22 protein-coding genes are annotated in these 25,391 nt (G+C 64.8%); 21 read left to right on the top strand and 1 reads right to left on the bottom strand.

Annotated features, from left to right (window positions below):
* The first annotated feature begins 23 nt into the window (after nt 1-23).
* The 17 genes from ACE3UG_RS16665 (at nt 24) to ACE3UG_RS16585 (ending at nt 20,945) form a co-directional block, all read left to right on the top strand.
* Entirely contained in the window at nt 24-1,526 is a 1,503-nt protein-coding gene (locus ACE3UG_RS16665; protein ID WP_374625872.1) for an ABC transporter substrate-binding protein, read from the top strand.
* Between the two features lie 20 nt (nt 1,527-1,546).
* Nucleotides 1,547-2,491: an ABC transporter permease gene (locus tag ACE3UG_RS16660; RefSeq protein WP_374625870.1), complete on the top strand. Its 945-nt coding sequence runs from the start codon at nt 1,547-1,549 to the stop codon at nt 2,489-2,491.
* A 13-nt stretch (nt 2,492-2,504) separates the two neighbouring features.
* On the top strand, nt 2,505-3,428 hold the full coding sequence (locus tag ACE3UG_RS16655; protein ID WP_374625868.1) for an ABC transporter permease: 924 nt from the start codon (nt 2,505-2,507) through the stop codon (nt 3,426-3,428).
* Nucleotides 3,429-3,507: 79 nt separating this feature from the next.
* Nucleotides 3,508-5,145 carry a gamma-glutamyltransferase family protein gene (locus ACE3UG_RS16650; RefSeq protein WP_374625866.1) on the top strand — a complete coding sequence of 546 codons (1,638 nt, stop codon included), beginning with the start codon at nt 3,508-3,510 and terminating at the stop codon, nt 5,143-5,145.
* 329 nt (nt 5,146-5,474) lie between these two features.
* Nucleotides 5,475-7,874: an MCP four helix bundle domain-containing protein gene (locus ACE3UG_RS16645; protein WP_374625863.1), complete on the top strand. Its 2,400-nt coding sequence runs from the start codon at nt 5,475-5,477 to the stop codon at nt 7,872-7,874.
* A 2-nt stretch (nt 7,875-7,876) separates the two neighbouring features.
* Nucleotides 7,877-8,605: a methyl-accepting chemotaxis protein gene (locus tag ACE3UG_RS16640; RefSeq protein ID WP_374625902.1), complete on the top strand. Its 729-nt coding sequence runs from the start codon at nt 7,877-7,879 to the stop codon at nt 8,603-8,605.
* A gap of 16 nt (nt 8,606-8,621) precedes the next feature.
* Nucleotides 8,622-9,191, top strand: coding sequence for a hypothetical protein (locus ACE3UG_RS16635; RefSeq protein WP_374625861.1), 570 nt, complete (start codon nt 8,622-8,624; stop codon nt 9,189-9,191).
* Between the two features lie 39 nt (nt 9,192-9,230).
* The gene (locus ACE3UG_RS16630) at nt 9,231-9,872 is read left to right on the top strand and encodes a chemotaxis protein CheX (protein ID WP_374625859.1); all 642 of its coding nucleotides are present in this window, start codon (nt 9,231-9,233) and stop codon (nt 9,870-9,872) included.
* A 47-nt stretch (nt 9,873-9,919) separates the two neighbouring features.
* A complete protein-coding gene (locus tag ACE3UG_RS16625; RefSeq protein WP_374625857.1) occupies nt 9,920-10,285 on the top strand; it encodes a response regulator in 366 nt (121 codons plus the stop codon).
* A 177-nt stretch (nt 10,286-10,462) separates the two neighbouring features.
* The gene (locus ACE3UG_RS16620) at nt 10,463-11,002 is read left to right on the top strand and encodes a MarR family winged helix-turn-helix transcriptional regulator (RefSeq protein ID WP_374625855.1); all 540 of its coding nucleotides are present in this window, start codon (nt 10,463-10,465) and stop codon (nt 11,000-11,002) included.
* 302 nt (nt 11,003-11,304) lie between these two features.
* Nucleotides 11,305-12,561 (top strand): 3-(3-hydroxy-phenyl)propionate transporter MhpT, encoded by a 1,257-nt coding sequence (gene mhpT, locus ACE3UG_RS16615; protein ID WP_374625853.1) that lies wholly within the window; start codon nt 11,305-11,307, stop codon nt 12,559-12,561.
* A 147-nt stretch (nt 12,562-12,708) separates the two neighbouring features.
* The gene (locus ACE3UG_RS16610; RefSeq protein WP_374625851.1) at nt 12,709-13,851 is read left to right on the top strand and encodes a porin; all 1,143 of its coding nucleotides are present in this window, start codon (nt 12,709-12,711) and stop codon (nt 13,849-13,851) included.
* Between the two features lie 141 nt (nt 13,852-13,992).
* Nucleotides 13,993-14,823 carry a p-hydroxycinnamoyl CoA hydratase/lyase gene (locus tag ACE3UG_RS16605; RefSeq protein ID WP_374625849.1) on the top strand — a complete coding sequence of 277 codons (831 nt, stop codon included), beginning with the start codon at nt 13,993-13,995 and terminating at the stop codon, nt 14,821-14,823.
* Nucleotides 14,824-14,870: 47 nt separating this feature from the next.
* On the top strand, nt 14,871-16,322 hold the full coding sequence (locus tag ACE3UG_RS16600) for an aldehyde dehydrogenase (RefSeq protein ID WP_374625846.1): 1,452 nt from the start codon (nt 14,871-14,873) through the stop codon (nt 16,320-16,322).
* A 108-nt stretch (nt 16,323-16,430) separates the two neighbouring features.
* Nucleotides 16,431-18,278: a feruloyl-CoA synthase gene (locus ACE3UG_RS16595; RefSeq protein WP_374625900.1), complete on the top strand. Its 1,848-nt coding sequence runs from the start codon at nt 16,431-16,433 to the stop codon at nt 18,276-18,278.
* Between the two features lies 1 nt (nt 18,279).
* Complete coding sequence (locus ACE3UG_RS16590) at nt 18,280-20,028, top strand: acyl-CoA dehydrogenase (RefSeq protein WP_374625844.1); 1,749 nt, start codon at nt 18,280-18,282, stop codon at nt 20,026-20,028.
* A complete protein-coding gene (locus ACE3UG_RS16585) occupies nt 20,025-20,945 on the top strand; it encodes an amidohydrolase family protein (protein WP_374625842.1) in 921 nt (306 codons plus the stop codon). Before ACE3UG_RS16590 ends, ACE3UG_RS16585 begins: the two co-directional genes overlap by 4 nt.
* A gap of 67 nt (nt 20,946-21,012) precedes the next feature.
* Here ACE3UG_RS16585 and pcaQ read toward each other — a convergent pair whose 3' ends face one another.
* The gene (pcaQ, locus tag ACE3UG_RS16580) at nt 21,013-21,960 is read right to left on the bottom strand and encodes a pca operon transcription factor PcaQ (RefSeq protein WP_374625840.1); all 948 of its coding nucleotides are present in this window, start codon (nt 21,958-21,960) and stop codon (nt 21,013-21,015) included.
* A 120-nt stretch (nt 21,961-22,080) separates the two neighbouring features.
* Between pcaQ and pcaH the strand changes: the two genes are divergently transcribed.
* The 4 genes from pcaH to pcaC all read left to right on the top strand — a co-directional run bounded on the left by pcaH (nt 22,081) and on the right by pcaC (nt 25,329).
* The gene (gene pcaH / locus ACE3UG_RS16575; protein WP_374625838.1) at nt 22,081-22,791 is read left to right on the top strand and encodes a protocatechuate 3,4-dioxygenase subunit beta; all 711 of its coding nucleotides are present in this window, start codon (nt 22,081-22,083) and stop codon (nt 22,789-22,791) included.
* 3 nt (nt 22,792-22,794) lie between these two features.
* Nucleotides 22,795-23,385, top strand: coding sequence for a protocatechuate 3,4-dioxygenase subunit alpha (gene pcaG, locus ACE3UG_RS16570; protein WP_374625836.1), 591 nt, complete (start codon nt 22,795-22,797; stop codon nt 23,383-23,385).
* A gap of 145 nt (nt 23,386-23,530) precedes the next feature.
* Nucleotides 23,531-24,907 carry a 3-carboxy-cis,cis-muconate cycloisomerase gene (locus ACE3UG_RS16565; RefSeq protein WP_374625834.1) on the top strand — a complete coding sequence of 459 codons (1,377 nt, stop codon included), beginning with the start codon at nt 23,531-23,533 and terminating at the stop codon, nt 24,905-24,907.
* Nucleotides 24,904-25,329 carry a 4-carboxymuconolactone decarboxylase gene (gene pcaC / locus ACE3UG_RS16560; RefSeq protein WP_374625832.1) on the top strand — a complete coding sequence of 142 codons (426 nt, stop codon included), beginning with the start codon at nt 24,904-24,906 and terminating at the stop codon, nt 25,327-25,329. The genes ACE3UG_RS16565 and pcaC overlap by 4 nt, the downstream gene beginning before the upstream one ends.
* The last annotated feature ends 62 nt before the right edge of the window (nt 25,330-25,391 follow it).

Genomic DNA, 25,391 nt, shown 5'->3' with positions numbered 1-25,391 from the left:
CTCACACCCAAGGGATCTCACGCATGCGTAAAGTTCTGCTTGATCTTGTTCTGGCGGCGTCATTGACGACCGGTGCAGCCTGCGCGATGGCGCAGTCGACGCTTCGCATCGGCTTGCAGGAGGATATCGGGTCGCTCGATCCGGCACGCAGCTCGCAGGTCGTCGATCGCATGGTGCTGCGTTCGCTGTGCAGTTCGCTGGTCGATACCGGCCCCGACCTGAAGTTCGTGCCGATGCTCGCCACCTCGTGGAGCGTGAGTGCCGACGGTAAGACCTGGACGTTCAAGCTGCGCCACGGCGTGAAGTTCCACGACGACGAGCCGTTCAACGCCCTTGCAGTCAAGGCCAATCTCGACCGCGCGCGCAGCTTGCCCGCCAGCAATCGCAAGAGCGAGCTGTCGTCGATCGATCATGTCGACGCTGTGGACGACTCGACGGTCAAGATCGTGCTCAAGGCGCCGGATTCCGCGCTGCTTGCCACGCTGTCGGATCGCGCGGGGATGATGCTCGCGCCCAAGACGTTGGCCGACGATGCCGGCGTGCAGGCGCACCCCGTGTGCTCCGGCCCGTACAAGTTCGTGCAGCGTGTGCAGAACGATCGGGTGGTGCTGGAGAAATTCCCGGGCTTTTGGGAAGCCGACAAGTACCCGATACAGAAGGTCGTTTTCCTGCCGATTCCCGACACGACGGTCCGGTTGGCCAATGTTCGCTCGGGGTCGCTCGACATGCTCGAGCGCCTAGCGCCCTCGGATGTGAAGTCGGTCAAGCGCGATCCGAATCTGAACTTCGTCTCCATTGACGGGCTGGGCTACTACGGGCTGACGTTCAACGTGGGCGCCAACGCGCCCAAGGCGTTGCGCGACAAGCGAGTGCGCGAGGCGTTCGATCTGGCTATCGATCGCGATGCCATCAATCAAGTCATCGGCGGCGGCATCTTCACCCCCGCCAATCAGGCACTGCCGCGCTCAGGGGAGTATTACGACGCGTCGATCAAGACGACCAAGCGCGACGTCGCCAAGGCCAAGGCGCTGTTGAAAGCGGCGGGCTTCGAGAAGGTCGACGTCACGCTGAGCTTCGGCAACAACACGGTGGCCAATCAGATGGCGCAGATGCTTCAGGCGATGCTGGCCGAGGCGGGCATCCATCTGAAATTGCGTCCGATGGATTACGCGGCGGCGCTCGATGCAGCCCATCGCGGCGACTTCGACGTGCTCTACAACGGCTGGTCGGGACGCGTCGATCCCGATGGCAACCTGCATCAGTTCGTGACGTGCAAAGGCAATCTGAACTACGGCCAGTATTGCAACGCCGATGTCGACAAGCTGCTCAACGAAGCCCGTGTGAAGTCCGGCGTGGCCGAGCGCAAGCCGCTCTACGACGCGGCCAGCAAGATACTGTCCGACGATAACCCCATCCTGTATCTGTACGTGCAGCCGTGGCCGTACGTGCTCAGCAAGAAGGTGCAGGGCTTCGTGCCGTATCCCGACGGGCTGATTCGCCTGCGCGGCGTGAGCATTAAGGGCTAACCCGGGAAAAAGGAGCCGCCATGCTGCGCCTCGTCATCCATCGTGTGCTGGTTGCGATACCCACGCTCATCATCGTGTCGATGATGATCTTCGGGCTTCAGAAGATGTTGCCCGGCGATCCCGTGCTCGCGATGGCCGGCGAGGACCAGAACCCGCAGGTCATCGCGGCGCTGCGCGAGAAGTATCACCTCGATCAACCGCTGCCCACGCAGTACGCCCTCTGGATCGGCGACGTGCTGCGTGGCGACCTTGGCAATTCGCTGCGTACGGGCGAGCCGGTGACGACGCTCATCGCCCAGAAGCTGCCCGTGACCCTGCAACTGGCGATGTTCGGACTGGTGATCGCCATCGGGATCGGCGTACCGTTGGGCATTGTGTCGGCGGCCAATCGGGGCAAGGCGATCGATTACGGTGCGAACGTGCTGGCGTTGTCGGGCATGTCGATTCCGAACTTCTGGCTTGGCATCCTGCTGATCTTTCTCGTCTCGGTGCGCTGGCACTTGCTGCCGTCGTCGGGTTACGTGCCGCCGGGCGAAGACCTGTGGATGAGCATCAAGACCATGATCATGCCCGCGTTCGTGCTCGGGGCGGCGCTGGGTGCGCAATTGATGCGCCACACGCGTAGCGCGATGCTCGGGGTGCTTCGTACCGATTACATTCGCACGGCGCGCGCCAAAGGGCTGTTGCGCAGCACGGTCGTGCTCAAGCATGCGCTGCGCAACGCACTGATTCCCATCGTGACGGTGCTCGCACTGCTCTTCGGCGAACTGCTCGCAGGTGCGGTCCTCACCGAACAGGTTTTCACGATTCCGGGGTTCGGCAAGCTGGTCGTCGACGCTGTGTTCAATCGCGACTACGCGGTGGTGCAGGGCGTGGTCCTTGTCACCGCCGTGAGCTTCATTGTGCTGAACCTACTGGCCGACGTGCTCTACGTCCTGCTCAACCCGCGCCTGCGTCGCGCCTGAGACCCCTTCGAACATGGCTGCATTGCCCACCCCCTCTACTGCATCGCCGCCCCCTGGCGGCGCGCGTCTCGTCACGGCCGGCGCCAGTCCCGAGCGTTTGCCACGCCGCCGCCATCGAGGGCTGCGCAAGTTCATGCGCAACCGCGCGGCGGTCGTGGGGGCCGTCATCGTGATGTTCGCGGTGACCATTGCGCTGTTCGCGCCGTGGCTGTCACCGTACGATCCCATTGCCACGAGCTTCATGACCGTGCGACAGGCCCCGAGCGCAATGCACTGGTTCGGCACGGACGAGCTGGGCCGCGACGTGCTCGCCCGCATGATCTTTGGCGCACGTGCGTCGCTTGCGGCGGGGGTCGTGTCGGTCGGTATCGCGGTGATCGTTGGCGTGCCGCTGGGCTTGCTGGCGGGGTACTTCGGCCGTTGGGTCGATGCGATCGTCTCGCGCCTGGCCGATGCGCTGCTCTCCATCCCGTTCCTGATCCTCGCGATTGCGATGGCAGCGTTCCTCGGCGCGAGCCTCACGAATGCGATGATCGCCATTGGCGTGTCGGCCATGCCGCGATTCGTGCGGCTCGCGCGAGCGCAGGCGCTCACCGTCAAGGCAGAGGAATATGTCGAGGGCGCGCGCGCCATCGGCCTGACGGATGCGCGCATCATCGTGCGCTATATTTTCCCCAACGTGCTGCCGCCGATCATCGTGCAGGCGAGCCTGACGGTGGCGACAGCCATCATCGCGGAGGCGAGCCTGTCGTTTCTGGGGCTCGGGCAATTGCCGCCCGCGCCGTCGTGGGGCTCGATGCTCAATACGGCGAAGGACTTCGTCGAACAGGCACCCTGGATGTCCGTTTTCCCCGGTATCGCCATCTTCTTGACGGTACTCGGCTTCAACCTGCTGGGCGACGGTTTGCGCGACGCACTCGATCCGCGCGAACAGTAAGCCGCGTGGCGCGAGCATCGCCAACGTCGTTCCCGACAGGCCCATTCCCCCATTCGAGACAAGGTTAACCGCGAGTCCCATGACGCAATTCAATTGGCAGAATCCGTATCCGACACCGCGCCTGCCGGTGTTCGCCCGCAACATCGTGTCGACGTCGCACCCGCTTGCCGCACAGGCCGGTCTGCGCATGCTTTGGCAGGGCGGCAACGCCGTCGACGCCGCAATTGCCGCCGCGGCGTGCATGACCATCGTCGAGCCGGTCTCCAACGGCCTGGGCGGCGACTGCTTCGCGCTGATCTGGGACGGCAAGGAACTGCATGGCCTGAACGCTTCGGGCGTGGCGCCGGCCGCCTGGAATGTCGAATATTTCCGCAAGAAGTACGGCGAGCAGCACGGCATTGCCAACCAGCCGATGCGCGGTCTCGACACGGTCACCGTGCCGGGCGTGATTGCCGGCTGGGAAGCCTTGCACGCAAAGTTCGGCAAGCTGCCGTTCGCCGATCTCATGGCGCCGGCGATCGAGATCGCCGAGCGCGGCCATGCCGTGGCGCATATCGTCGCGCGCAAATGGGCGGCGGCAGTGCCTGAGCTGAAGGACTTTCCCGGCTACGCGCAGACGTTCATGCCGCACGGTCGCGCGCCGACCACGAGCGAGCTGATTCGTCTGCCGGGTCACGCGCGCACGCTGCGCATGCTCGCGAAGGAAGGGCCGCGCGCGTACTACGAAGGCGAGATCGCGCAACGCATCGCCGAGTGGTCGGCGCAGCACGGTGGCGCGATGACGACCGACGATCTGCGCAATTACCGTGCCGACTGGGTCAAGCCTATCGAGAAAGATTATCGCGGCTACACCGTGCACGAGATTCCGCCCAACGGGCAGGGCATCGCGGCGCTCATGGCGCTGGGCATTCTCGAAAAATTCGACATGTCGCGTCTCGCGGTCGATCGCGTGCATTCGCAGCATCTGCAAATCGAGGCGATGAAGCTCGCCTTCGCCGATCTCTATCGATACGTTGCCGATCCACGCTCGATGGACGTAACGCCGGAGCAGATGCTCGACGATGCCTATCTCACTGAGCGCGCGAAGCTCATCGATCCTGACAAGGCCACGCATTTCGACTTCGGCATGCCCAAGGCCGGTGGCACGATCTATCTGTCGAGCGCCGACGAGCAAGGCATGATGGTGAGCTTCATTCAGTCGAACTATATGGGTTTCGGCTCCGGCGTGGTGGTGCCCGACCTGGGTATTGCGTTGCAAAACCGTGGCTGCGGCTTCTCCATGGACCCGAAGTCTGCCAACGTGGTGGAAGGCGGACAGCGACCGTTCCACACGATCATTCCGGCGTTCCTCACGCAGAAGGTCGACGCTCGGCACGAGGCGGTGATGAGCTTCGGCGTGATGGGCGGCGACATGCAGCCGCAAGGTCATCTGCAATCGATCGTGCGCATGCTCGACTACGGCCAGCAGCCGCAGGCGGCGTGCGATGCGCCGCGCTGGAAGGTCAACCGCGACTTCACCGTCGATATCGAATCGACGCTCGACCGCGAGACGGTGGCCGGTCTGGTGGCGTTGGGCCACTCGTTGAAGTCCATCGACGATCCGTATATGGATTTCGGTTCGGGTCAGTACATCTGGCGTCTGGATCGCAACGATCCCGAGCGCGGCTACGTCGCCGCAAGCGATAGTCGCCGCGACGGACTCGCCGCAGGCTTCTGAGCGAAACGGTCTCGTCAGCAGCGCCGGTCACGAGGTGTGCGTCGCACCGCGTGGCCGGCGCTGCGCGTAGGCGGGACGCGATGACGCGAACGCATCGCGCGGTCGCGTTGGTGTGCGCTCACTCAGATCGTTCGGTTCAATCCTCTTGAGTGACCGGACGGCGTTGTCGCATCGCGGATGCATGAAAGCGCGGTTGATTCATCGAATCGTCACGGTTCACCCGCAATAATCAAGTCGCACGAGGAATCCTAAAACTAATTCGGCGGCCGATCTACTGCGTCAAACCACGCGTGGCACCGGGCGTCGGTGCGACCCGGGGAAATGACGCCATGACGATCCGTCATCGAATTACGCTACTGGTGATCCTGACGTTTGTCGCGCTCTCGATCATTGGCGGCTATGCGGTCTATCAGACCCGCGCCAGTGCTCACAAGGTGCGGCAGGTCACGCAAGGTGTGGTGCCGAGTGCATTGGCGTCTGCCGATCTCGTCTCGCAAGTCAAGGCGGTGCAGATCGCCGCGATGACGCTGGTCTATGCGCCGGACGACACCGTCGTCGAACAGGCGCTCGATCAACTCAAGAAGCTGCGCAGCGACATTGACCGGTCGCTCACGCGTCAGGCCGAAGGTGCCGCGAGCGATGCCCAGAAGGGGCTCGTGACGCAAGCGCGCGAGAGCGTCGAGAACTACTTCAACGCCATCAGCGAGACCGCCAAGCTCAAGCAGGCGGGCAAGACCGACATGGCGCAGGCGTTCCTCTTCGCCATGGTCGCGCAATATCGCGACGAACTCGAAGGTGTGGTCAACACGCTGCGCGTCGAGAAGAATCGCCAGAAAGACTCGGCCATCGCCACGCTCAACGACACGCTCTCGACCACCACGACGGCCATCGGCATTGTGACCGGACTGGCCATCGTGCTGCTCACGGCCGTGGGCGCGCTGCTCTACCGTCAGATCACGCGTCCGCTTTCGCGCATGCAGGCCATGATGAGCGAGATTGCCAATAGCCAGGACTTCACGCGTCGCGTGCCGGTCGGACGCATGGATGAAATCGGGCACTCGATCGTCGCGTTCAACGGCATGATCGAGAAAATCCAGGAACGCTCGGCCCAGCTCAAGCAGCGGACCGCCGACATTCAGGCAATGTTGCAGAATATGCAGCAAGGCATTCTGACCGTCGTCGACGGCGCGAAGGTCCACGGCGAATACTCGGCCTACCTCGAAGCGATCTTCGAGACGCAGGACATCGCCGGGCGCCCCGTCATGGAGCTGGTCTTCGGCGACAGCGATCTGGGCTCGGATGCACGCTCGCAGGTCGAAGCCGCCATCGATGCCTGTATCGGGCAGGACACCGTCAACTTCGTCTTCAACGAACACTTGCTGGTGGGTGAGATCGGCCGGCGCATGCCGGACGGACGCCTCAAGCAGCTCGACCTGACGTGGTCGGCGATCACCGACGAGAGCGACACGATCCTGCGCCTGATGCTGTGTGTGCGCGACGTGACCGAGCTGCGCGAACTCGCCGCCGAGGCCAGCGAGCAAAAGCAGCGGCTGGAGATGATCGGCGAGATTCTGTCGGTGAGCCAGGAAAAGTTCCACCACTTCATCGAAAGCTCGACGGGCTTCATTCGCGAGAACGAGCGCATCATCCGCAAGCATTCGCAGGCCGACAGCGCGGCTATCGCCGAACTGTTCCGCAACATGCACACGATCAAGGGCAATGCCCGCACGTACAACCTGCAGTACCTGACGAACGTCGTGCACGAGACCGAACAACGATATCACGCGTTGCGCCAGCCCGACGTCGCCCGCCTGTGGGATCAGGACGGTCTCATGCGCGAGCTCGAGCGCGTGCGCGAAGCCGTCGACACCTATGCGCACGTCAATGAGATGAGCCTCGGCCGCAAGGGGCCGGGCAAAGCCGCCGACGACCACTCGATGGTGGTCGAGCGCTCACACATTCGCGCCAGCCTGCGCATGCTCGAAGCGGCCGATCCGAACGACCTGCACCAACTCGTCGCCATGCGCGACGCCGTGCATCAGACCCTGCGTCTGCTGGGCACCGAAGGCGTGGGCGAAGCCCTGGGCGGTGTGCTGGATTCGCTGCCGTCGCTCGCGGAGGAGCTGGGCAAACCGGCCCCGGCGGTGCGCATCGACGACAACGGCTACCGTCTGCGCTCGCCCGCCGTGCGCATTCTGCGCGACGTGTTCATGCATCTGCTGCGCAATTCCATGGACCACGGACTGGAGAGCGCGGACGAGCGCCGCAAGCAGGGCAAGCCCGCCGCCGGCACCATCGACATCGAAGTCGGTCTCGATCACAACATGCTGCAAGTCACGCTCACCGACGACGGTCGCGGGCTGGCGTTGCACCGCATTCGCAACATTGCCGTGCAGCGTGGCTGGATTACGGCCGAGACGTATGTGACGGACGAGCAGATCGCCCAGTTCATCTTCCGCCCAGGCTTCTCGACGGCGGCGCAGGTCACCGAAGTTTCCGGGCGCGGAGTGGGCATGGATGCCGTGCAAGCGTTCGTGCGGCGCGAGCACGGACGCATCGAACTGCGATTCACCGACGAGCACAAGGGCGCCGAGTTTCGTCAGTTCCAGACGGTGGTATGTCTGCCCGATAACCTCGTCGTCGATGGCTTCGACCTGAACAGTGTGGCAGCCGATGCCGTCGACCTGCCGGCGCTGGACGCCGACGCAGCGCTTTCGGAGACGACGTGAGCATGATTGCAGTGCAAGGGCTACTGGCAGGTGGGCTGGCTGGCGTAACGATTGCGGTCGTGGCGGCGTTCGTTGCGCACCGCTGGCGCATGGCGCAGGCCACGGCGCATTGGCGTGCGATGACCCTGTCGCGTGACGAGGCACTTGCGCAGGCGCTCGAACGTGAACGCCTCGCCGTTGTCGCCGCCGACGAGCAGGCACACGCGCACGACGCCGCGCTGGCGGCACAGCAGGCGCGTCTGACGCAGGCGGAGCACGATCTGGAAGCGGCGCGCAAGTCGGAAGCGGCGGTGCTGGAGGCCAAAGCGCTCTGGCAGGGCGAGGCAGAGCGCATTGCGGGCGAAGCCGCGCGCCTGCGCGGACTGGCGGCGACGTTCGAGCGCTGGCACGAACAGATGATCTCGCTCATGACACAGAACCAGGACATGCACGCCAAGAACCACGAACTGGCGTCGATTGTCCGGCACGTGCTGATCGTGTCGCTCAATGCGTCCATCGAAGCGGCCCGCGCGGGCGCGGCCGGACGCGGCTTTGGCATCGTCGCGGGGGAAGTGCGCGCGCTGGCCACACGCTCCGAAGAACTCTCGAAGAGCTACCGCGACAGCCTGCATCGCAACGACGTGACGACCACAGCGACGTTCCAGGACATTCAGGCGGGCGGCAAGATGATCGCGGCATCGCTCTCGAGCGTCGAAGCCCTGGCGCAGCAGTTGCATTCCCGTCTTCACTAAGCAGGCAGGCTCCGTTTTGATCAGCGCTCACGCACGCGATAGTTTCGAACGCATTCTGCACAAGGCGGCACGCTCCCGGCTCGCACGCTCGTCGCACGAACCGTGCGAGATCGTGCCGCGCGTTGTGCGTCAAACCGGTGCCGCCACGACGCCCACCGAGGTCGACCCGGTCAACCAGCACGCGAACGTCGTTGTGCTAACGATATCGTCAATCGACTTTCGCATGCTCCTGGTGCTGCATTTCGACGAGGACGACGTCACCACGGCGTACTTCGCGGGCGAGGAGCGTGACAAGCCGTTTCGCGAAGTCTTCGTCGAACTGGGTAATCTCTGCTGCGGGGCCATCAATCAGGAACTGCTCCGCTATTTCCCCGATCTGGGCATGTCGACGCCTTACGTGCTGAGCGCACGATGCGTGCCCCACCTCTCGCTGCTCAGACCGAATCTACTGGCGTCGTGGGACATCACGCTCGACGGATCGGTGCGTCTGGCGGCTACCCTGTGCGTTTGCGCGCACGCACCGCTCGACTTCAACGCTGAAGTCAGCGATGCGCAGGACAGCAGCGGCGAACTGGAATTGTTTTGAATCGGCAATGGCCTTGTTACGCGTTAGGAAAATACGTCAATGAACCGAAGCACCCCCCGAGAGCCGGTCAGCCATTTTCTGATCCTCGACGATAGTGTCGAGCATGAATACCCGGAAGCGCTCGTGCGCGGCATGATGGATATCACCGACGGCGTGCTTCACGGCCTGTTCGGTGACATTGCGGTGTGCTGCGAGCCGCCGGGGGTGGTGCGCGACCGCATCATCTTCGGCGAAGTCTTCAGCCTCATCCCGCTCGAGAGCGCCTGGTGCCGTGGCTACATGATGATGCAGGCCGAACAGGTGCCCTTCATGCAACTGCTCGAACATACGGGACGCTGCGAAGACCCGGCAGGCTTTCGTGAGCTCAATGGCATGCTCGGCGAACTGACGAACCTGATCTGGGGCGCGTTCAAAAATCGCTACATGGGCGATCCGTCGGCGATCGGCCGCGCGCAGGTGCAAGTACCGCTGCTCATCAATCATAAGCAGAAGTACATCTCGTTCGGCACCGACAACCCGCAATTGTGCTTCGTCTATCGGCTCACCGATCCGGTGAGCGGACAGCTCGTGACGTTGCATCAACACTTCGTGTTCAGTCTCAACTGGTCGCCGGAAGCGTTCCGCGAAGCTGCGCAGGCGCCGTCCGAGCCCGTCGAGACGGGGGCGCTGGAATTGTTCTGAGCGCCTGGCGCAAGCATCGACTTTCTCTTACACACAAGGACAACACCATGTCGAAGATTCTCGTGGTCGACGATTCGAGCACCGTGCGCGATGAAGTCGCCGGTTTTCTGCGCAAGAACGGCCTGGACGTGGACACGGCCGTCGACGGCAAAGACGGCCTGGCAAAGCTCAAGGCCAGCCCAGGCGTGAAGCTCGTCATCAGCGACGTGAACATGCCGAACATGGACGGCCTGACGATGGTCGAAAAGATTCGCGGTGAACTCGCGAACAAGACCGTCAACGTGGTGATGCTCACCACCGAGAGCAGTCCTGCCATGAAGGAGCGCGGCAAGGCGGCGGGTGTGAAGGGCTGGATCGTCAAGCCGTTCAAGGGCGACGCCGTGCTCGAGACGTTCCGCAAGCTCGCCGGCTGAAGTCGTTCGTCCAACGTATGGGCAGGGCCCGGTCTGCGGGGCCGGGCGAGCGGCGGGGTGTGCGCTCGGGATACCTGGAGGGGCGTCGCCACGGTGCGGCGGTGGCGTTACACTGCTGACTTTCCCGCACTACGCGATCACCTGCGCCGGCCGTTTGCGCATCGTCGCCCTCTCATCATGAGCGTTGTACCCCAGAAAAAGAAGCCGGCTGCAGCGGCAAGTTCCCACGACACCGTCGCGCCGGCATCCGGCAGTGCGCTCGAAGGGGCGACGGGGGCGGCCGATACGCGCGCTCGCCGCTCCAAACTACGGCTTACGTACGTCATTGCCAGCCTTGACCGTCTGCTGCGCCGCCACATGTCCGAAGCGCTCGCACCGCTCGGCCTTACGCTGGCGCAGTTCACCGCGCTCTCGGTACTCGACGCCCGTGGCAAGCTCTCCAACGCGCAGCTCGCCCAGCGCTCGTTCATCACGCCGCAGTCCGCCAACGAGGTCGTGAGTGTCATGGCGGCGCGCCAATGGATCACGCGCGAACCCGATCCGAATCATGGCCGCATCGTGCTGCTCCAACTGACCGACGAAGGCCGCCGGGTGCTCGCGCAATGCGAAGCCGTCGCCAAGGAAATCGACACGCGCATGCGCGCCGACGTGAGCCGCGACGACGCCGCAGCCGTGCAGCGCCATCTCGAAATGTTCGTGCGTAATCTGCGCGACTGACTCCGGGTTTGTCCCGACCTGCCGATTGCTTGTATTGTCAGGTAGCTTGATATTAAATGGAGTCCGTCGCCGCAGACAAACGCGCGACCGAATCCCAGCGACACCCGTAATACAACAGCGATGAGGTGTGCGCGGACATTGCCGCGCTCGCCGTACGCACGCCTTCAATATCAGGTTACCTGATTAAATGGCGAGCGTTGCCGTGCATCGTTGTCTGTGTCGGCGGATAGCGCGATAGCGCATCAGGTGCCGCCCGCGCTGGGCGGCGGCCGAAGTCCATGAAAAAGATCACAGGAGACACCATGAAATCGAATCAGGAGGGCGGCGCGCAGGCGTTGTCGTTGGAACCGGACAGGGCGGTGAGTGCGGGCGGTGCCGTGGCGCTGACGTTGGCGCTGTGTTTTGCCGTGGCGGTGCTCGAAGGCCTCGATCTGCAGTCGGTCGGTGTGGCCGCACGCGGCATGGCGAAGGAGTTCGGGTTGAGCGTCGCCCAAATGGGGATCGCGTTCTCGGCCGGCACGTTTGGCTTGCTGCCCGGCGCAATGCTCGGCGGGCGTCTGGCCGACAGCATCGGGCGCAAGCGCGTGCTGATGCTCTCGGCGGCGGTGTTCGGCGTGTTGTCGATTGCCACCGCGTTCGTGTCGGATTTCTGGATGCTGGTGATCGTGCGGGTGCTCACGGGCATCGGGCTGGGCGGTGCCATGCCCAACTTGATCGCGCTGTCGTCGGAGGCCGTCGCGCCGCGGCTCAGAGGCACGGCGGTCAGCATCATGTATTGCGGAATTCCGCTGGGGGGCGGCATCGCGGCCACCATCGGCATGCTTGCGGTGAGCGATGCCGACTGGCGCCATATTTTCTATGCGGGGGGCGTCGGGCCGCTGCTGCTGTTGCCGTTGCTCGCCTGGTGCCTGCCGGAGTCGCGCGCGTTCGCGGCGGCGACCTCGCAAGGTCAGCGCGTCACGCCAGCGCCCGTGATGTCGGTGCTGTTCTCCGAGGGGCGCGGCCTCTCGACCGTTCAGCTCTGGGTGTCCTACTTCTGCACGCTCATCGTTCTGTACTTCCTGCTCAATTGGCTGCCGTCGCTCATGGGGGCGCGTGGTCTGGCGCGCGGCGACATCGGCTGGGTGCAGATTCTCTTCAACGTAGGCAGCGCCGTCGGCGTGCTCGCACTCGGCTATTTGATGGATCGCGCGCGCATGTCGCTCGTGATCGGCGGCATGTATCTCGGCATGATTGCGTCGCTCGTCGGACTCGCCGCCGCGCAGGGTTTCGGTGTGCTGGCGACGGCGGCGTTCTTCGCGGGCATGTTCATCATCGGCGGTCAGTCCGTGCTCTATGCGCTCGCTGCGGCCTACTACCCCACCGCCATGCGCGGCACGGGCGTTGGGGCGGCCGTGGCCTTCGGACGCATCGGCTCGGTGGTCGGTCCGCTTGCCGCCGGCATGCTGCTCGCGGTGGGCAGCAGCGCGGCCGTGGTGATCGGCGCCAGCATTCCGGTGACGATCGTGGCGGCGCTTGCCGCGCTCATGCTGATCCGTCGTCCGCGCGCGGCTGACTGACCCGGATTGACGTCGGTCGGCCTCGCTTGTGCGCGACGCAGGGCGTTCGGCCGCCCCGTCGCGCGTCGACTTGCAGGCTCGCCGTGTACTGCCGCCGTCCCTTGTTTGACCCCATACATAACGACATCAAAGACTTTGGAGACTCCCATGACACTTCTCTTGCGCACGCGCGGACTCGCGCTACTGGCCGCGGTTGCCGCGTTGACAGCCCCCGGTATCGCTGACGCACAATCGAATATCACGCTATACGGCATCGTCGACACCGGGATCGAGTACGTCTCTCACGCGAGCGTGAACGGCGCCGTGTGGCGCATGCCCGGCGTGACGGGCGAGTTCCCGTCGCGCTGGGGCCTGCGCGGTACGGAAGACCTCGGCGGTGGACTCGCGGCGATTTTCCAGCTCGAGAGCGGCTTCAATCTTCGCGGCGGCGACCTCGGCCAGGGCGGGCGCCTGTTCGGGCGTCAGGCCTTCGTGGGCGTCAAGGGACCCTACGGCACGCTGTCGTTTGGCCGTCAATACAGCATGACGTTCTACGCGTTGCTCGGCTCGGATATTCTCGGCCCCGACATTTACGGCATGGGGTCGTTCGACGCCTATGTCCCGAACGCCCGCACCGACAACTCGATCACCTATCAGGCCGCCTGGCAGGGGCTGAGCTTCGGCGCAGGGTACTCGTTCGGCCGTGACGCTGCGGGTACGGGCAATTCACCGGGGCAGGGCACGTGTGCGGGGCAGGTGCCGGGCCAGTCGGTGCAATGCCGCGATTGGTCGGTCATGCTCAAGTACGACGCGAGCAACTTCGGTGTGGCGGCATCCTATGAAGAACAGCGCGGCGGCACCAACGCGGCGGCCAACTTCTTCGACGGGCAGGCCACCTCGGCCTTCACCAGCAGCGCAGACAAGGACACCCGCACCACGCTCGGCGCCTATTACAAGTACGGCGCGCTCAAGGTCGGTGGCGGCTGGCTCGGCCGTCGCGTGTCGACGTCCGCCATCAACACGCACTCGAACCTGTTCTATCTGGGCGCGGCGTACACCGTCACGCCGGCCTGGCTGGTGGATGGTGAGGTCTACCGCATCGTCAACAGCGATCACAACACGCGCGGCACGATGACCACGCTGCGCGCCACGTATTCGCTCTCGGTGCGCACGGCGGTCTACGCCCAGGCGGCCTATCTCTTCAACAGCGCGCACGCGGCGTACTCGGTCAGCGGCGGGGGCGGAGGCACTACGCCGCCTGCCGGCGAGGGCCAGGCCGGTGTGATGCTCGGCATGCGTCATACGTTCTGATCGCCGGAGCCTAGGGTTTTCACCGAAAACATGATGCTTGCAATGTAAGGTTGCCTGATATTAAATGTGTCTGTTGGCAACACCGCGCGCCACTCCCGGCGCGCGGCGCAGGTTGTCCAGGACACTTGGGAATTAAGCAAAATGAATGCATACGAAGGACGCTGGAAGACGATCGAGGTGAAGGTGGAGGGCGGCATTGGCTGGGTCATCTTCAATCGCCCGGAGAAGCGCAATGCGATGAGCCCGACGCTCAACATCGAGATGAACCAGGTGCTCGACGCGCTCGAACTCGATGCCGATGCCCGGGTTGTCGTGCTCACGGGCGCGGGGGCCGCATGGACGGCGGGCATGGATCTGAAGGAATACTTCCGCGAGATCGACGGCGGTCCGGAAGTCGTGCAGGAGCGTGTGCGCCGCGACGCCTCGGATTGGCAATGGCGCCGTCTGCGCATGTACGCCAAGCCGACGATCGCGATGGTCAACGGCTGGTGCTTCGGTGGCGGCTTCTCGCCGCTGGTGGCCTGCGATCTGGCGATCGCCGCCGACGAGGCGGTATTCGGGTTGTCGGAAATCAACTGGGGCATTCCGCCGGGCAATCTGGTGAGCAAGGCCATGGCCGATACGGTGGGGCATCGCCGGGCGCTGCACTACATCATGACCGGCGACACGTTCACGGGCGTGGAAGCGGCGGAGATGGGCCTTGTCAACCAGAGCGTGCCGCTCGCGCAACTGCGCGATGCCACGTTGACACTTGCCGCGAAGCTGCTTGAAAAGAACCCGGTTGTGCTGCGCGCAGCGAAGCATGGTTTCAAGCGTTCGCGCGAACTCACGTGGGAGCAGTGCGAAGACTACCTTTACGCCAAGCTCGATCAGGCGCAGTTGCGCGACCCGGAACATGGCCGCGAGCAGGGTTTGAAGCAGTTCCTCGACGACAAGGCGATCAAGCCGGGGCTGCAGGCTTACAAGCGTTGAAGTGCAGCGCTCATCAGTGACCGAAGGGACCCAAGAGGAATAGCGCAATGCATGAAGTGCAGATGCTGATCGGTGGCCAGTGGCGTGGCGCGCAGGGCGGGGCGACATTCGAGCGATTCGATCCGGTGACGGGGCAGGTCGCTTCGCGAGCGCCGGCCGCCACGTTGGCGGATGCCGACGCGGCGGTCGAGGCAGCGCAGGCGGCATTTCCCGCCTGGGCCGCCCTTTCGCCCACGGCGCGTCGTCAGCGCTTGCTCGCGGCCGCCGAGCGAATGGACGCTCGCGCAACGGAGTTCATCGCGATCGGTGCCGCCGAGACGGGCGCGATGGCGAACTGGTATGGCTTTAACGTCATGCTCGCGGCGAACATGCTGCGCGAAGCGGCGGCCATGACCACGCAGATCGACGGCAGCGTCATCCCGAGCGACGTGCCCGGCAGTCTCGCACTGGCCGTGCGTGCGCCGGTCGGCGTGGTGCTCGGCATCGCGCCGTGGAATGCGCCCGTGATTCTGGCCACGCGCGCACTCGCGATGCCGCTTGCGTGCGGCAATACGGTGGTGCTCAAGGCGTCCGAGCAGTGTCCGGGCGTGCACGCGCTGATCGGCGCGTGCCTGCACGAGGCAGGGCTTGGCGACGGTGTGGTCAACGTCGTGACGAACGCGCCTCAGGACGCCGGCGCGATCGTGGCCCGCCTGATTGCGCATCCGGGTGTCAGACGTGTGAACTTCACCGGATCGACGCACGTCGGCAGAATCATCGCGCGCCTCGCGGCCGAACACCTCAAACCTGCATTGCTGGAGCTGGGCGGCAAGGCGCCGGTGCTCGTGCTCGACGACGCCGATCTGGACGCTGCGGTCGAAGGCATCGCGTTCGGCGCGTTCTTCAATCAGGGACAGATTTGCATGTCGACGGAGCGGGTGATCGTCGATGCGCGCATCGCGGATGCCTTCGTCGAGAAGCTCACGGCAAAGGCGGCAACGCTGCGCGCGGGCGCGCCGACGTCGCCCGACAGCGTGCTCGGCGCGATGGTGAGCGCTCAGGCAGCCTCGCGCGTGGCGGCGCTTGTCGAAGATGCCCGCCAACACGGTGCGCGTTTGCCGCTGGGGTGCCGTGTGGACGGCGCGATCATGCAGGCCGCCATTGTCGACGGGGTGACGCCCGCGATGCGGTTGTATCGCGAGGAGTCGTTCGGGCCGGTGGTGACGATCGAGCGCGTGAGCGACGATGAAGCAGCGGTGCGGGTGGCCAACGAGAGCGAGTTCGGCCTGTCGGCGGCGATTTTCAGCCGCGATGTGTCGCGTGCGCTGCAATTGGCGAAGCGCATCGAGTCGGGCATCTGCCACATCAACGGCCCGACCGTGCACGACGAAGCGCAGATGCCGTTCGGTGGCGTGAAAGCCAGCGGTTACGGTCGCTTCGGCAGCAAGGCGTCGATTGGCGAGTTCACGGAACTGCGCTGGATCACCGTGCAGACAACGCCGCGCCACTACCCGATCTGAGCGCCCGAAGAACGAGGATGTACCCGCATGCGGACGCGCCTGAGAGCGCGCCGCGGCGGGCACGCAGCAGGAGACAGTGTTTTGAATCAACGCAACCCTACGGCTGCCATGCACGACGTGGCAGCGCACCGCTATCGCCACGTCGCCATCGGCAACCCCGGTGTCGAAGTGCGTCGCGACGCAGACTGCTGGTATCTCCGCTCGCGTGAGGTGCTCGGCGATTTTCCCGAACGGCTGACGGATCGGCTCGTTTCGGGCGCTGCCCGGCATCCTGAGCGGCTACTCGTGGCGCGGCGCGGTCCCGGCGGTGTGTGGGTCGGCATCACGTATGCGCAGATGTTGCAACGCGCCCGCGCGATCGGACAGGCGTTGCGCGATCGTGGATTGTCGCCGCAGCGTCCCATCGCCATGTTGTCCGGCAACGATCTCGAGCACTTTCAGCTCGCCCTTGGCGCGATGTATGCGGGTGTGCCGTTTGCCCCGATTTCCCCGGCGTATTCGATTGTATCGACGGATTTCGGGAAACTGCGTCATACGCTGGGATTGCTGCGCCCGGGGCTCGTGTATGCGAGCGACGCAAGCGCCTATGGCCGCGCCATGGATGCCGTGCTCGATGAAGACGTCGTGCGTGTCACCGCTGGCGGCGACGGTGGCACGCTGGCATTCGATGCGCTGCTCGACGCGATGCCGCGCGACATCGACACGGTTCATGCGCAAGTGAATGGCGACACCGTCGCCAAGATCCTGTTCACGTCCGGCTCCACGCGCCTGCCGAAAGCGGTGCCGACCACCCAGCGAATGCTGTGCAGCAATCAACAGATGCTGCTGCAAACCTTTCCCACCTTTGGCGAGGTGCCGCCCGTGCTGGTCGACTGGCTGCCGTGGAATCACACTTACGGCGGCAGTCACAATGTCGGCATCGCGCTCTATAACGGCGGCACGCTGTACATCGACGACGGCAAGCCGGTGGCCGGGAAGTTCGAGGAGACGTTGCGTAATCTGCGCGAGATCTCGCCGACCGTCTATTTCAACGTTCCGAAGGGATGGGAAGATCTCGCCATCGCGCTGGAGAACGACGCGGCGCTGCGCGAGCGATTCTTCGCGCGTGTGAATCTCTATTTCTTCGGCGGTGCAGGGCTGTCTCAAGCGGCGTGGGACCGGCTCGAACGTGTGACCGAGGCCCATTGCGGCGAGCGAATCCGGATCATGTCAGGTCTGGGGATGACAGAAACTTCGCCCAGTTGCATGTTCACCACCGGGCCGATCATGCGTGCGGGCTACATCGGCCTGCCGGCACCCGGCTGTGAAGTGAAGCTCTCACCGGTCGGCGGCAAGCTCGAAGTGCGCTTTCGCGGGCCGAACGTCATGTCCGGGTATTGGCGGCACGAGTCGGCCGACCCGGTGTTCGACGAAGAGGGATACTACCGCACCGGCGACGCGGCCACGTTTGCCGACCCGCAGCGTCCGGAAGCCGGCTTGCAATTCGACGGCCGCATTACCGAGGATTTCAAGCTCAGTTCCGGCACGTTCGTAAGTGTAGGGCCATTGCGCGCCCGCGTGATCTCGGAAGGCGCGCCGTATGTGCAGGACGCGGTCGTCACAGGTATCAATCGAGACGATATCGGCTTGATGGTCTTCCCGCGTGTGGAGGACTGTCGGCGTGTGAGCGGTCTGCCGCCGCACGCGCCGTTGGCGGAGGTGCTTGCGTCGCGCCCCGTGCGTGACGCCTTCGCGGCCCTGCTGGCGCGGCTCAACGCGCATGCCGGCGGCAGTGCCACCTACGTTGCGCGACTTGTGCTGCTCGATACCCCACCCTCGCTCGACCTGGGCGAAGCGACCGACAAGGGATCGATCAACCAGCGCGCCGTGCAGGATCATCGGGCGGCGGTGGTCGACGCGCTGCACGCCGCTCAACCGGGCGACGCGCACGTCATCCTCGCTCCGGGAAGGCGTTGACATGGCCTATCCGGAATTGCGCAGCGCGGCTGAAGACATCGCGTTCGTGCTGGACAGGCTCGGGGTGGGCGAGGCGTTGACGCGCCTGGCCCCATTCCGTGATTTCGACACGGCCACGCTGGTGCAGATTGTCGACGAAGCCGCCCGCTTCTCGCGCGAAGTGCTCGCACCGCTCAATGCCGTGGGCGATCGCGAGGGCTGCCGCTGGCGCGACGGAGAAGTTCGAACCCCCGGCGGCTTTGCCGAGGCCTATCGCCAGTATCGCGATGCCGGCTGGCCGTCGCTGCCGTGCGATCCGTCATGGGGTGGCCAAGGGTTGCCCATCGTCGCGCAGGTGGCGCTACAGGAACTGACGGCCGGTGCGAATCTCGCATGGACGATGTACCCCGGCATTCTGCACGGCGCGTACGAATGCGTGCACCGATTCGGCAGCCCGGCATTGCGTGACGCCTGGCTCGGTGCGCTGGTCAGCGGTGAGTGGCTCGCCACGATGTGTTTGACGGAGCCCGGCGCGGGCAGCGATCTGGGGCAGATTCGCACACGCGCCGAATGGATCGAGGCAGGGAGCGACACCGTACGCGTGACCGGCGAGAAGATCTTCATCTCGGGGGGCGAGCAGGACCTGACGCCGAATATCGTGCATCTCGTGCTTGCGCGCACGCCCGGTGCACCCGCCGGTAGCGGCGGGCTCTCGCTCTTCCTGGTGCCGAAGGTGCTCGTCAATGGCGAGCGCAACGCCGTGCGATGTACCGGCATCGAGCACAAGATGGGCATTCGCGGGAGCGCCACGTGTTCGATGGCGTTCGAGGGGGCGACAGGCTATCTCATTGGCGAGCCTCATCGCGGACTGGAGGCGATGTTCGCGATGATGAACTCGGCTCGACTGCACGTGGGGGCGTCTGGCGTCGGGTTGGCGCAGAACGCCTATGAAATGGCCGCGCGGCATGCAAGCGAGCGCGTTCAGTCGCGTGTGCCGGGGGCCGCCGAAGGGGCGCCCATCGTCGGGCATCCGGCCGTGTGGCGTCTGGTGGAGGGGCAACGCGTTGCCGTCGAGGGCGCACGGCTGCTGCTGTATCGTGCAGCGCTCGCGATCGATGAAGCCCATCACGCCGACACGCCCGAGGCCCGAGCTCAGGCGAACGCGCTGGCGGCGCTGCTCACACCGATCGTCAAGGCAATGCTCACGGAACAGGCTTTTCAGGGCGCGAGCGATGCGTTGCAGGTCTTCGGCGGGTACGGCTATGTCGAGGAGACGGGCATCTCGCAGTATCTCCGCGACGCACGCATTCCGATGATCTACGAAGGTACCAACGAGATTCAGGCCGTCGATCTGATACTGCGCAAGTTGGTTCGAGACGAGGGGGCCACGTTGTCGCAATGGCTGACCTGGACGCGTGTGCAAGTAAGCGAAGCGCGCGGCATCGGCGCGCTTGGCGGATTCGATACGGCCCTGGCGGACATTGACCACTGGCGCGCGCTGCTGCCTTCGATCATCGCGCTGGCGAGGACAACGCCGCGCGCGGCGCTGTGCGTGGCGGGCGAGGTGATGCGCGTGGTACACGGCCTGACGATGGCTGGACTCTGGGCACAGGCGGCGCTGGCCGAACATCGCGCACAAGGCGAGGCCGGGCAGGGCGGGGACGCAAAACGCCGCGCCGCACGCTATTGGTTGAAGTTCGAGTTGCCGGAGACGCGTCGCGCGATGGCGATCGTCGCGGCGCAGATCCGTGATCCGGAGACCGCCGAATGAATCTCGACAACCTCGTCGCCATCGATACGCATGTGCATGCGGAAGTGTCGTGCTGCGAGCCGCCGGATCTCTTCGGCAAGGCGTTCGACGACGCCGCCGACAAGTACTTCGGCACGGTGCTCAAGCAGAATCGTCGCCCGACGATTCCCGAGACCATCGCGCATTACCGCGAACGCAACATCGGCTTCGTGATGTTTACGGTCGATTGTGAGGCGAACATCGGTCGTCGCCGCATTCCGAACGAGGAGATTGCCGGCTTCGCCCAGGAGAACGCGGACATCATGATCGCGTTTGCCAGCATCGATCCGCACAAGGGCCGCATGGGGGTGCGCGAGGCGAGGCGCCTCGTGGAGACGTTTGGCGTGCGCGGCTTCAAGTTTCACCCGACGATGCAGGGCTTCTTCGCCAACGACCGCATGGCGTATCCGATGTACGAACTCATTGCGGAGTACAAGCTCACGGCCGTTTTCCACAGTGGCCATTCGGGCATCGGTTCCGGCATGCCGGGGGGCGGCGGGTTGCGGCTCAAGTTCTCGGAGCCGATCCACCTCGACGACGTGGCGACGGACTTCCCGGAAATGAATATCGTGATCGCGCATCCGTCATGGCCATGGCAATCGCAGGCCCTCTCCATCGCGCTGCACAAGCCCAACGTCTATATCGATCTGTCGGGCTGGTCGCCCAAGTATTTCTCGCCGGAGTTGATGCAGTACGCGAACTCGCTGTTGCGCGAGAAGATGTTGTTCGGCTCGGATTTCCCGCTCATCGCGCCGGACCGGTGGCTGCGCGACTTCGAGACGGCGGGATTTCGCGACGAGGTCAAGCCGCTGCTGCTCAAGGACAACGCGGTGCGGATGCTCGGACTCGCGAGTGCGCCTCGGCGCGTTGCTACGGCATGTGAGGGTATGAAGGCGTGAAGGCGTAAAGGTGTGAAGGTGTGACGGTGTGAAGGCGTGAAGGCGTGAAGCGCAGGACATGAGCGCGTCAGCGCGATCCGGGCATGCCGTAGCGCACGCGTGCGGCCTCACGCATGGCGCCGATGAGCGTTTGCTCCGGAGGGGTGGGGACGGTGTCGTTGCGCCACAAAATGCCGATGGACTCTTCGGTGCCCTTCGTCGCGAAGGGCAGGGCACACAGGACGGCGTCGGCGAGATCGTCCTGCACCGTGATTTCCGAGGCGATCCAGACGACGTCGTCGCGCAGGGTCATGGCGCGCGCGAGCGACATCGAGAGCAGCTCGGAATAGTCGCCGAGCGCCCCCACGCCGTGCGCGCGCAAGAAGCTGTCGGCGGTGTGCCGCAGGATCGTGCCGTGCGGCGGCAGCACCACGTGGTGGTTGGCAATATCGGCCAACAACACGCTGCTCTGCCGCATGAGCGGATGCGCGGGCCGCACAACCACGCAAAGCGGGGTTGCGCACAGGTGTTCGAAGGTGAGGCCCGCCATGCTCTCGGGGTCGGACATCCGGCCGAGCGCCAGCGTGACCTGACCGGACTTCAATTGCGTGAGCAACTGCTGGTTGGCGCCCGTGTGCACCTGTACGACGATGCCCGGCCATTCGCGCCGGAAGGCTTCGAGCACGCCGGGCATCATGGCGGCAGCCAGGGTGGGCAGCACGGCGATCTCGATCACGCCGCCCGTCTGGCCGACGGCGCGAGAGAGCACGTCGATGCCCTGACGCAGTGCGCTCACGCTCGCCCCGGCGTGTCGCAGAAACAGCTCGGCCTGCGCGGTGGGCCGCGCGCCGTTGCGTCCGCGCTCGAACAAGCGTACGCCAAGCAATCCTTCGAGTTCGGCAATCGTCTTGCTTACGGCCGGCTGCGTGATGGATAGCGCTTCGGCGGCGCGCTGCAGGCTGCCGTGCTGAGCGACCGCCAGCAGGCATTGCAGATGGCGCAGTTTGATTCGCCCGTCGAGTCGATGTTTTTCCATGACGAAAAGTTATGAAAAACCCAAGAAAATGTCAATAAATATATCCTTTGATTATGGATATAGTGTCGAAAAACAAGCTGGCGGCAAGCCAGATCAGTCAACACAGAATGGAGTGAGACCATGTCGAATTCGACAACTGTCCTGCGCCCCCGCGACTGGGATTCGCATCCCAGGCTCATCGACAGCGGGTACAAGTCCACGGCGCTGCGCGGCCCGAAGCAATTGCTCGTGCCCGTCAGGCAGAACCTCGCGAACCTGCGCGCGCCGGTCTATGGGCACGGCATCGTCGGTGAGCTCGATGGCGATCTCACGCGTAACGCGGTTCGCAACGGCGAACCGCTCGGCGAGCGCATGATCGTCACGGGGCGTGTGCTCGACGAAGGCGGCCGGCCCGTGCCGAACACGCTGGTGGAGCTGTGGCAGGCCAATGCGTGTGGGCGCTATGTACACAAAGTCGATCAGCACGACGCGCCGCTCGATCCGAACTTCCTCGGTGCGGGCCGTGCGCTGACCGATGCGCAAGGCCGATACAAATTCCTGACCATCAAGCCCGGCGCTTATCCGTGGAAGAACCACCCCAACGCGTGGCGTCCACAGCATTTGCACTTTTCCGTGTTCGGTGAGTACTTCGCGACCCGGCTCGTGACGCAGATGTATTTCCCGGGCGATCCGCTGCTCGCCTACGACCCGATTTTCCAGGCCACGCCAGCGCATGCGCGTGACCGCCTGATATCGCGGTTCTCGTTGGACATCACCGAGCCCGAATACGCGCTGGGCTACGAATTCGATATCGTGCTGCGCGGTGCCGATCAAACGCCGATGGAGTCCTGAGTCATGTCCGATTACAAGCAAACGCCGTCGCAGACCGTCGGACCCTACTTCGCTTATGGCCTCTCGCCCGAGCAGTACCGTTACGACTTCAAGAGCGCTTTCACGCCCGTCGTGGCGCTCGACCGTGCCGAAGGCGAGGCCATTCGCCTGACCGGCCAGGTGCTCGACGGTGCAGGCCATCCGATCAACGACGCGCTGATCGAAGTCATGCAGGCCGACGCTCACGGCCGCTACGTGCAGAGCGCCGACGAGATCGAACGCACCGGCTTTGCCGGAACGGGCCGTTGCGGCACCGGCACGCACGCCGAGCATCGCTTCGTTTTCGAGACGATCAAGCCGGGCTCGACCGCGCCCGGCGAAGCGCCGCATATCGATGTGATTCTGACGATGCGGGGCTTGCTCAATCATCTGTTTACGCGTATCTATTTCGACGACGAGGCGGCGGCCAATGCGCTTGACCCCGTGCTGCAACAGGTGCCGGCCGAGCGGCGTCACACGCTGATCGCGCGCCGAGAGGTGAGCGGCGCACGCGTGTCGTACCGGTTCGACATCCGCATGCAGGGAGACGACGAGACGGTTTTCCTCGACCTCTGACGTCGGTCACGCAAGGCTGAACTGGCGCGGCTTCGGGCTGCCGGCATGCAAGCGCCGGCGGGCCGAGGCCGTGCCCGCATTGTTGCAACGTACCCGGGCGCAAAGCCTCTAACCACGTAACCACGTAACCACCCTCGACTCTGCGATGACGGAACTGCTTGACTCATTGTTGCGCGGTGCTGCGGTAACGGCGCGTTTCTCGCGCGATGCCACGCTCCAGGGCATGCTCGACTTCGAGGCGGCACTGGCCGCTGCCGAGGCCGACGCCGGTCTGATTCCAGTCGCCGCCGTCGCCCCGATTGCCGCCGCTGCGCGCGCCAGCGCGCTCGACTGGGCCGCCCTGCGCGACGACGCGGCGCGTGCGGGCAACCTCGCCATTCCCTTGGTCAAGCAACTGACCGCCCGGGTGGCAGCGATCGACGCCGACGCCGCACGCTTCGTGCACTGGGGAGCCACCAGTCAAGACGCCATCGACACCGGTCTTATTCTGCAAGTGCGCGGCGCACTCGACGACCTCGGGGCGGATCTGGATGGGTTGATCGTCCAGCTCACCGCGCAAGTCCGGCAGCATCGCGCGACGGTCATGGTCGGGCGGACGTGGCTGCAACACGCCTTGCCGATCACGTTCGGGCTGAAGCTCGCGGGCACGCTCGACGCCTTGCTGCGCGCGCGCGACGATCTTGCGCGCTGGCGTGACCCGGTGTTGTGCGTGCAGTTCGGGGGCGCGGCGGGCACGCTGGCGTCGCTCGGCACGCAGGGCCCGGCGGTCGCGGCGGCGCTTGCCCGCCACCTCGGCCTGGCGGATGCGGCGACGCCGTGGCACGGCCAGCGCGATCGCATCGTGCGCGTGGGAAGCTGGGCCGCGTCGCTGACCGGCTCGCTCGGCAAGTTCGCCCGCGACACGGCCATGCTCACGCAAACCGAAGTCGGTGAGGTGGCCGAGGCGTCCGGGCCGGGGCGGGGCGGATCGTCCACCATGCCGCACAAGCGCAATCCGGTCGGCTGTGCGGCGATTCTCGCGGCCGCAGCCCGCACGCCGCAACTGGCCGCCACGTTGTTTTCCGCCATGCAGCAGGATCACGAGCGCGGACTGGGGACCTGGCACGCCGAATGGGAGACGCTGCCTGAACTGCTCATGCTGTGCGGCGGTGCGCTGGCGGCCGCGCGAACGCTTGTTGAAGACTGGACAGTCGATACGGCCCGCATGCGCACGAATCTCGACATCACGCACGGCCTGATCATGGCCGAAGCCGTGACCATGGCGCTGGGCGAAACGATGGGGCGCCTTGAGGCCCATCGACGTGTCGAGGTGCTTTGCCGCGAGGCGGTCGCGCAGCGGCGTCATCTGCTCGATGTGCTGCGCGAGGACGACGGTATCTCAAGTGTTCTGAGTCCCGAGACGCTGGCGCGCTTGACCGAACCGCAACATTATCTTGGCGCTGCCGAGACGTTCGTGAGCCGAGTCCTCGCGCTCGCGGACGCCGCAACGTCGTCATCCCAACTCCGCAGGAAATCCCCATGAACGATCAGGAACGCTACGACAATGGCATGCAGGTGCGCCGCGCCGTGCTGGGCGACGCCCACGTTGAGCGCACGCTCGCCCGCCGTAACGAATTCAACGACGATTTCCAGAACTTCATCACGCGCTTCGCCTGGGGCGACATCTGGACGCGTCCGGGCCTCACACGACACATGCGCAGCATGGTGACGCTCTCGCTGCTCATCGCGCTCAATCGAGGCGACGAGTTCCGCATGCACGTGCGCGCCGCGTTCAACAACGGTGTGACGCGCGAGGAAATGAAGGAGCTTTTCCTGCACGCCGCGCTGTATTGCGGATTGCCTGCCGCCAATCAGGCGATCCACGACGCCGAGGCGGTGTTCGCGGAGATGGAAGCCGCCGAGCCCGGTTCCACGACCCGCGCGCGCGACGCCGCTCAAGGCTGAGGAGACGAATCGAATGACGATGGAATGTCTTATCGACGTGGGCGACGCCACGCTGCGCGTGG

Origin of the sequence: Pandoraea sp. (genome assembly GCF_041919235.1) — a bacterium.
Classification (GTDB): Bacteria; Pseudomonadota; Gammaproteobacteria; order Burkholderiales; family Burkholderiaceae; genus Pandoraea.
This window is presented reverse-complemented; position numbering and strand designations above follow the sequence as displayed.

Bases quoted from the DNA above. Each gene is read 5' to 3' on its own strand.
- ACE3UG_RS16620 (WP_374625855.1), top strand. From the start codon at position 10,463: ATGAGCGTTGTACCCCAGAAAAAGAAGCCGGCTGCAGCGGCAAGTTCC.
- ACE3UG_RS16650 (WP_374625866.1), top strand. From the start codon at position 3,508: ATGACGCAATTCAATTGGCAGAATCCGTATCCGACACCGCGCCTGCCG.
- ACE3UG_RS16595 (WP_374625900.1), top strand. From the start codon at position 16,431: ATGCACGACGTGGCAGCGCACCGCTATCGCCACGTCGCCATCGGCAAC.
- ACE3UG_RS16645 (WP_374625863.1), top strand. From the start codon at position 5,475: ATGACGATCCGTCATCGAATTACGCTACTGGTGATCCTGACGTTTGTC.
- ACE3UG_RS16600 (WP_374625846.1), top strand. From the start codon at position 14,871: ATGCATGAAGTGCAGATGCTGATCGGTGGCCAGTGGCGTGGCGCGCAG.
- ACE3UG_RS16565 (WP_374625834.1), top strand. From the start codon at position 23,531: ATGACGGAACTGCTTGACTCATTGTTGCGCGGTGCTGCGGTAACGGCG.
- ACE3UG_RS16640 (WP_374625902.1), top strand. From the start codon at position 7,877: ATGATTGCAGTGCAAGGGCTACTGGCAGGTGGGCTGGCTGGCGTAACG.
- ACE3UG_RS16630 (WP_374625859.1), top strand. From the start codon at position 9,231: ATGAACCGAAGCACCCCCCGAGAGCCGGTCAGCCATTTTCTGATCCTC.
- mhpT (WP_374625853.1), top strand. From the start codon at position 11,305: ATGAAATCGAATCAGGAGGGCGGCGCGCAGGCGTTGTCGTTGGAACCG.
- ACE3UG_RS16655 (WP_374625868.1), top strand. From the start codon at position 2,505: ATGGCTGCATTGCCCACCCCCTCTACTGCATCGCCGCCCCCTGGCGGC.
- pcaC (WP_374625832.1), top strand. From the start codon at position 24,904: ATGAACGATCAGGAACGCTACGACAATGGCATGCAGGTGCGCCGCGCC.
- ACE3UG_RS16590 (WP_374625844.1), top strand. From the start codon at position 18,280: ATGGCCTATCCGGAATTGCGCAGCGCGGCTGAAGACATCGCGTTCGTG.
- ACE3UG_RS16665 (WP_374625872.1), top strand. From the start codon at position 24: ATGCGTAAAGTTCTGCTTGATCTTGTTCTGGCGGCGTCATTGACGACC.
- ACE3UG_RS16625 (WP_374625857.1), top strand. From the start codon at position 9,920: ATGTCGAAGATTCTCGTGGTCGACGATTCGAGCACCGTGCGCGATGAA.
- pcaG (WP_374625836.1), top strand. From the start codon at position 22,795: ATGTCCGATTACAAGCAAACGCCGTCGCAGACCGTCGGACCCTACTTC.
- ACE3UG_RS16585 (WP_374625842.1), top strand. From the start codon at position 20,025: ATGAATCTCGACAACCTCGTCGCCATCGATACGCATGTGCATGCGGAA.
- pcaQ (WP_374625840.1), bottom strand. From the start codon at position 21,960: ATGGAAAAACATCGACTCGACGGGCGAATCAAACTGCGCCATCTGCAA.
- ACE3UG_RS16605 (WP_374625849.1), top strand. From the start codon at position 13,993: ATGAATGCATACGAAGGACGCTGGAAGACGATCGAGGTGAAGGTGGAG.
- pcaH (WP_374625838.1), top strand. From the start codon at position 22,081: ATGTCGAATTCGACAACTGTCCTGCGCCCCCGCGACTGGGATTCGCAT.
- ACE3UG_RS16610 (WP_374625851.1), top strand. From the start codon at position 12,709: ATGACACTTCTCTTGCGCACGCGCGGACTCGCGCTACTGGCCGCGGTT.
- ACE3UG_RS16660 (WP_374625870.1), top strand. From the start codon at position 1,547: ATGCTGCGCCTCGTCATCCATCGTGTGCTGGTTGCGATACCCACGCTC.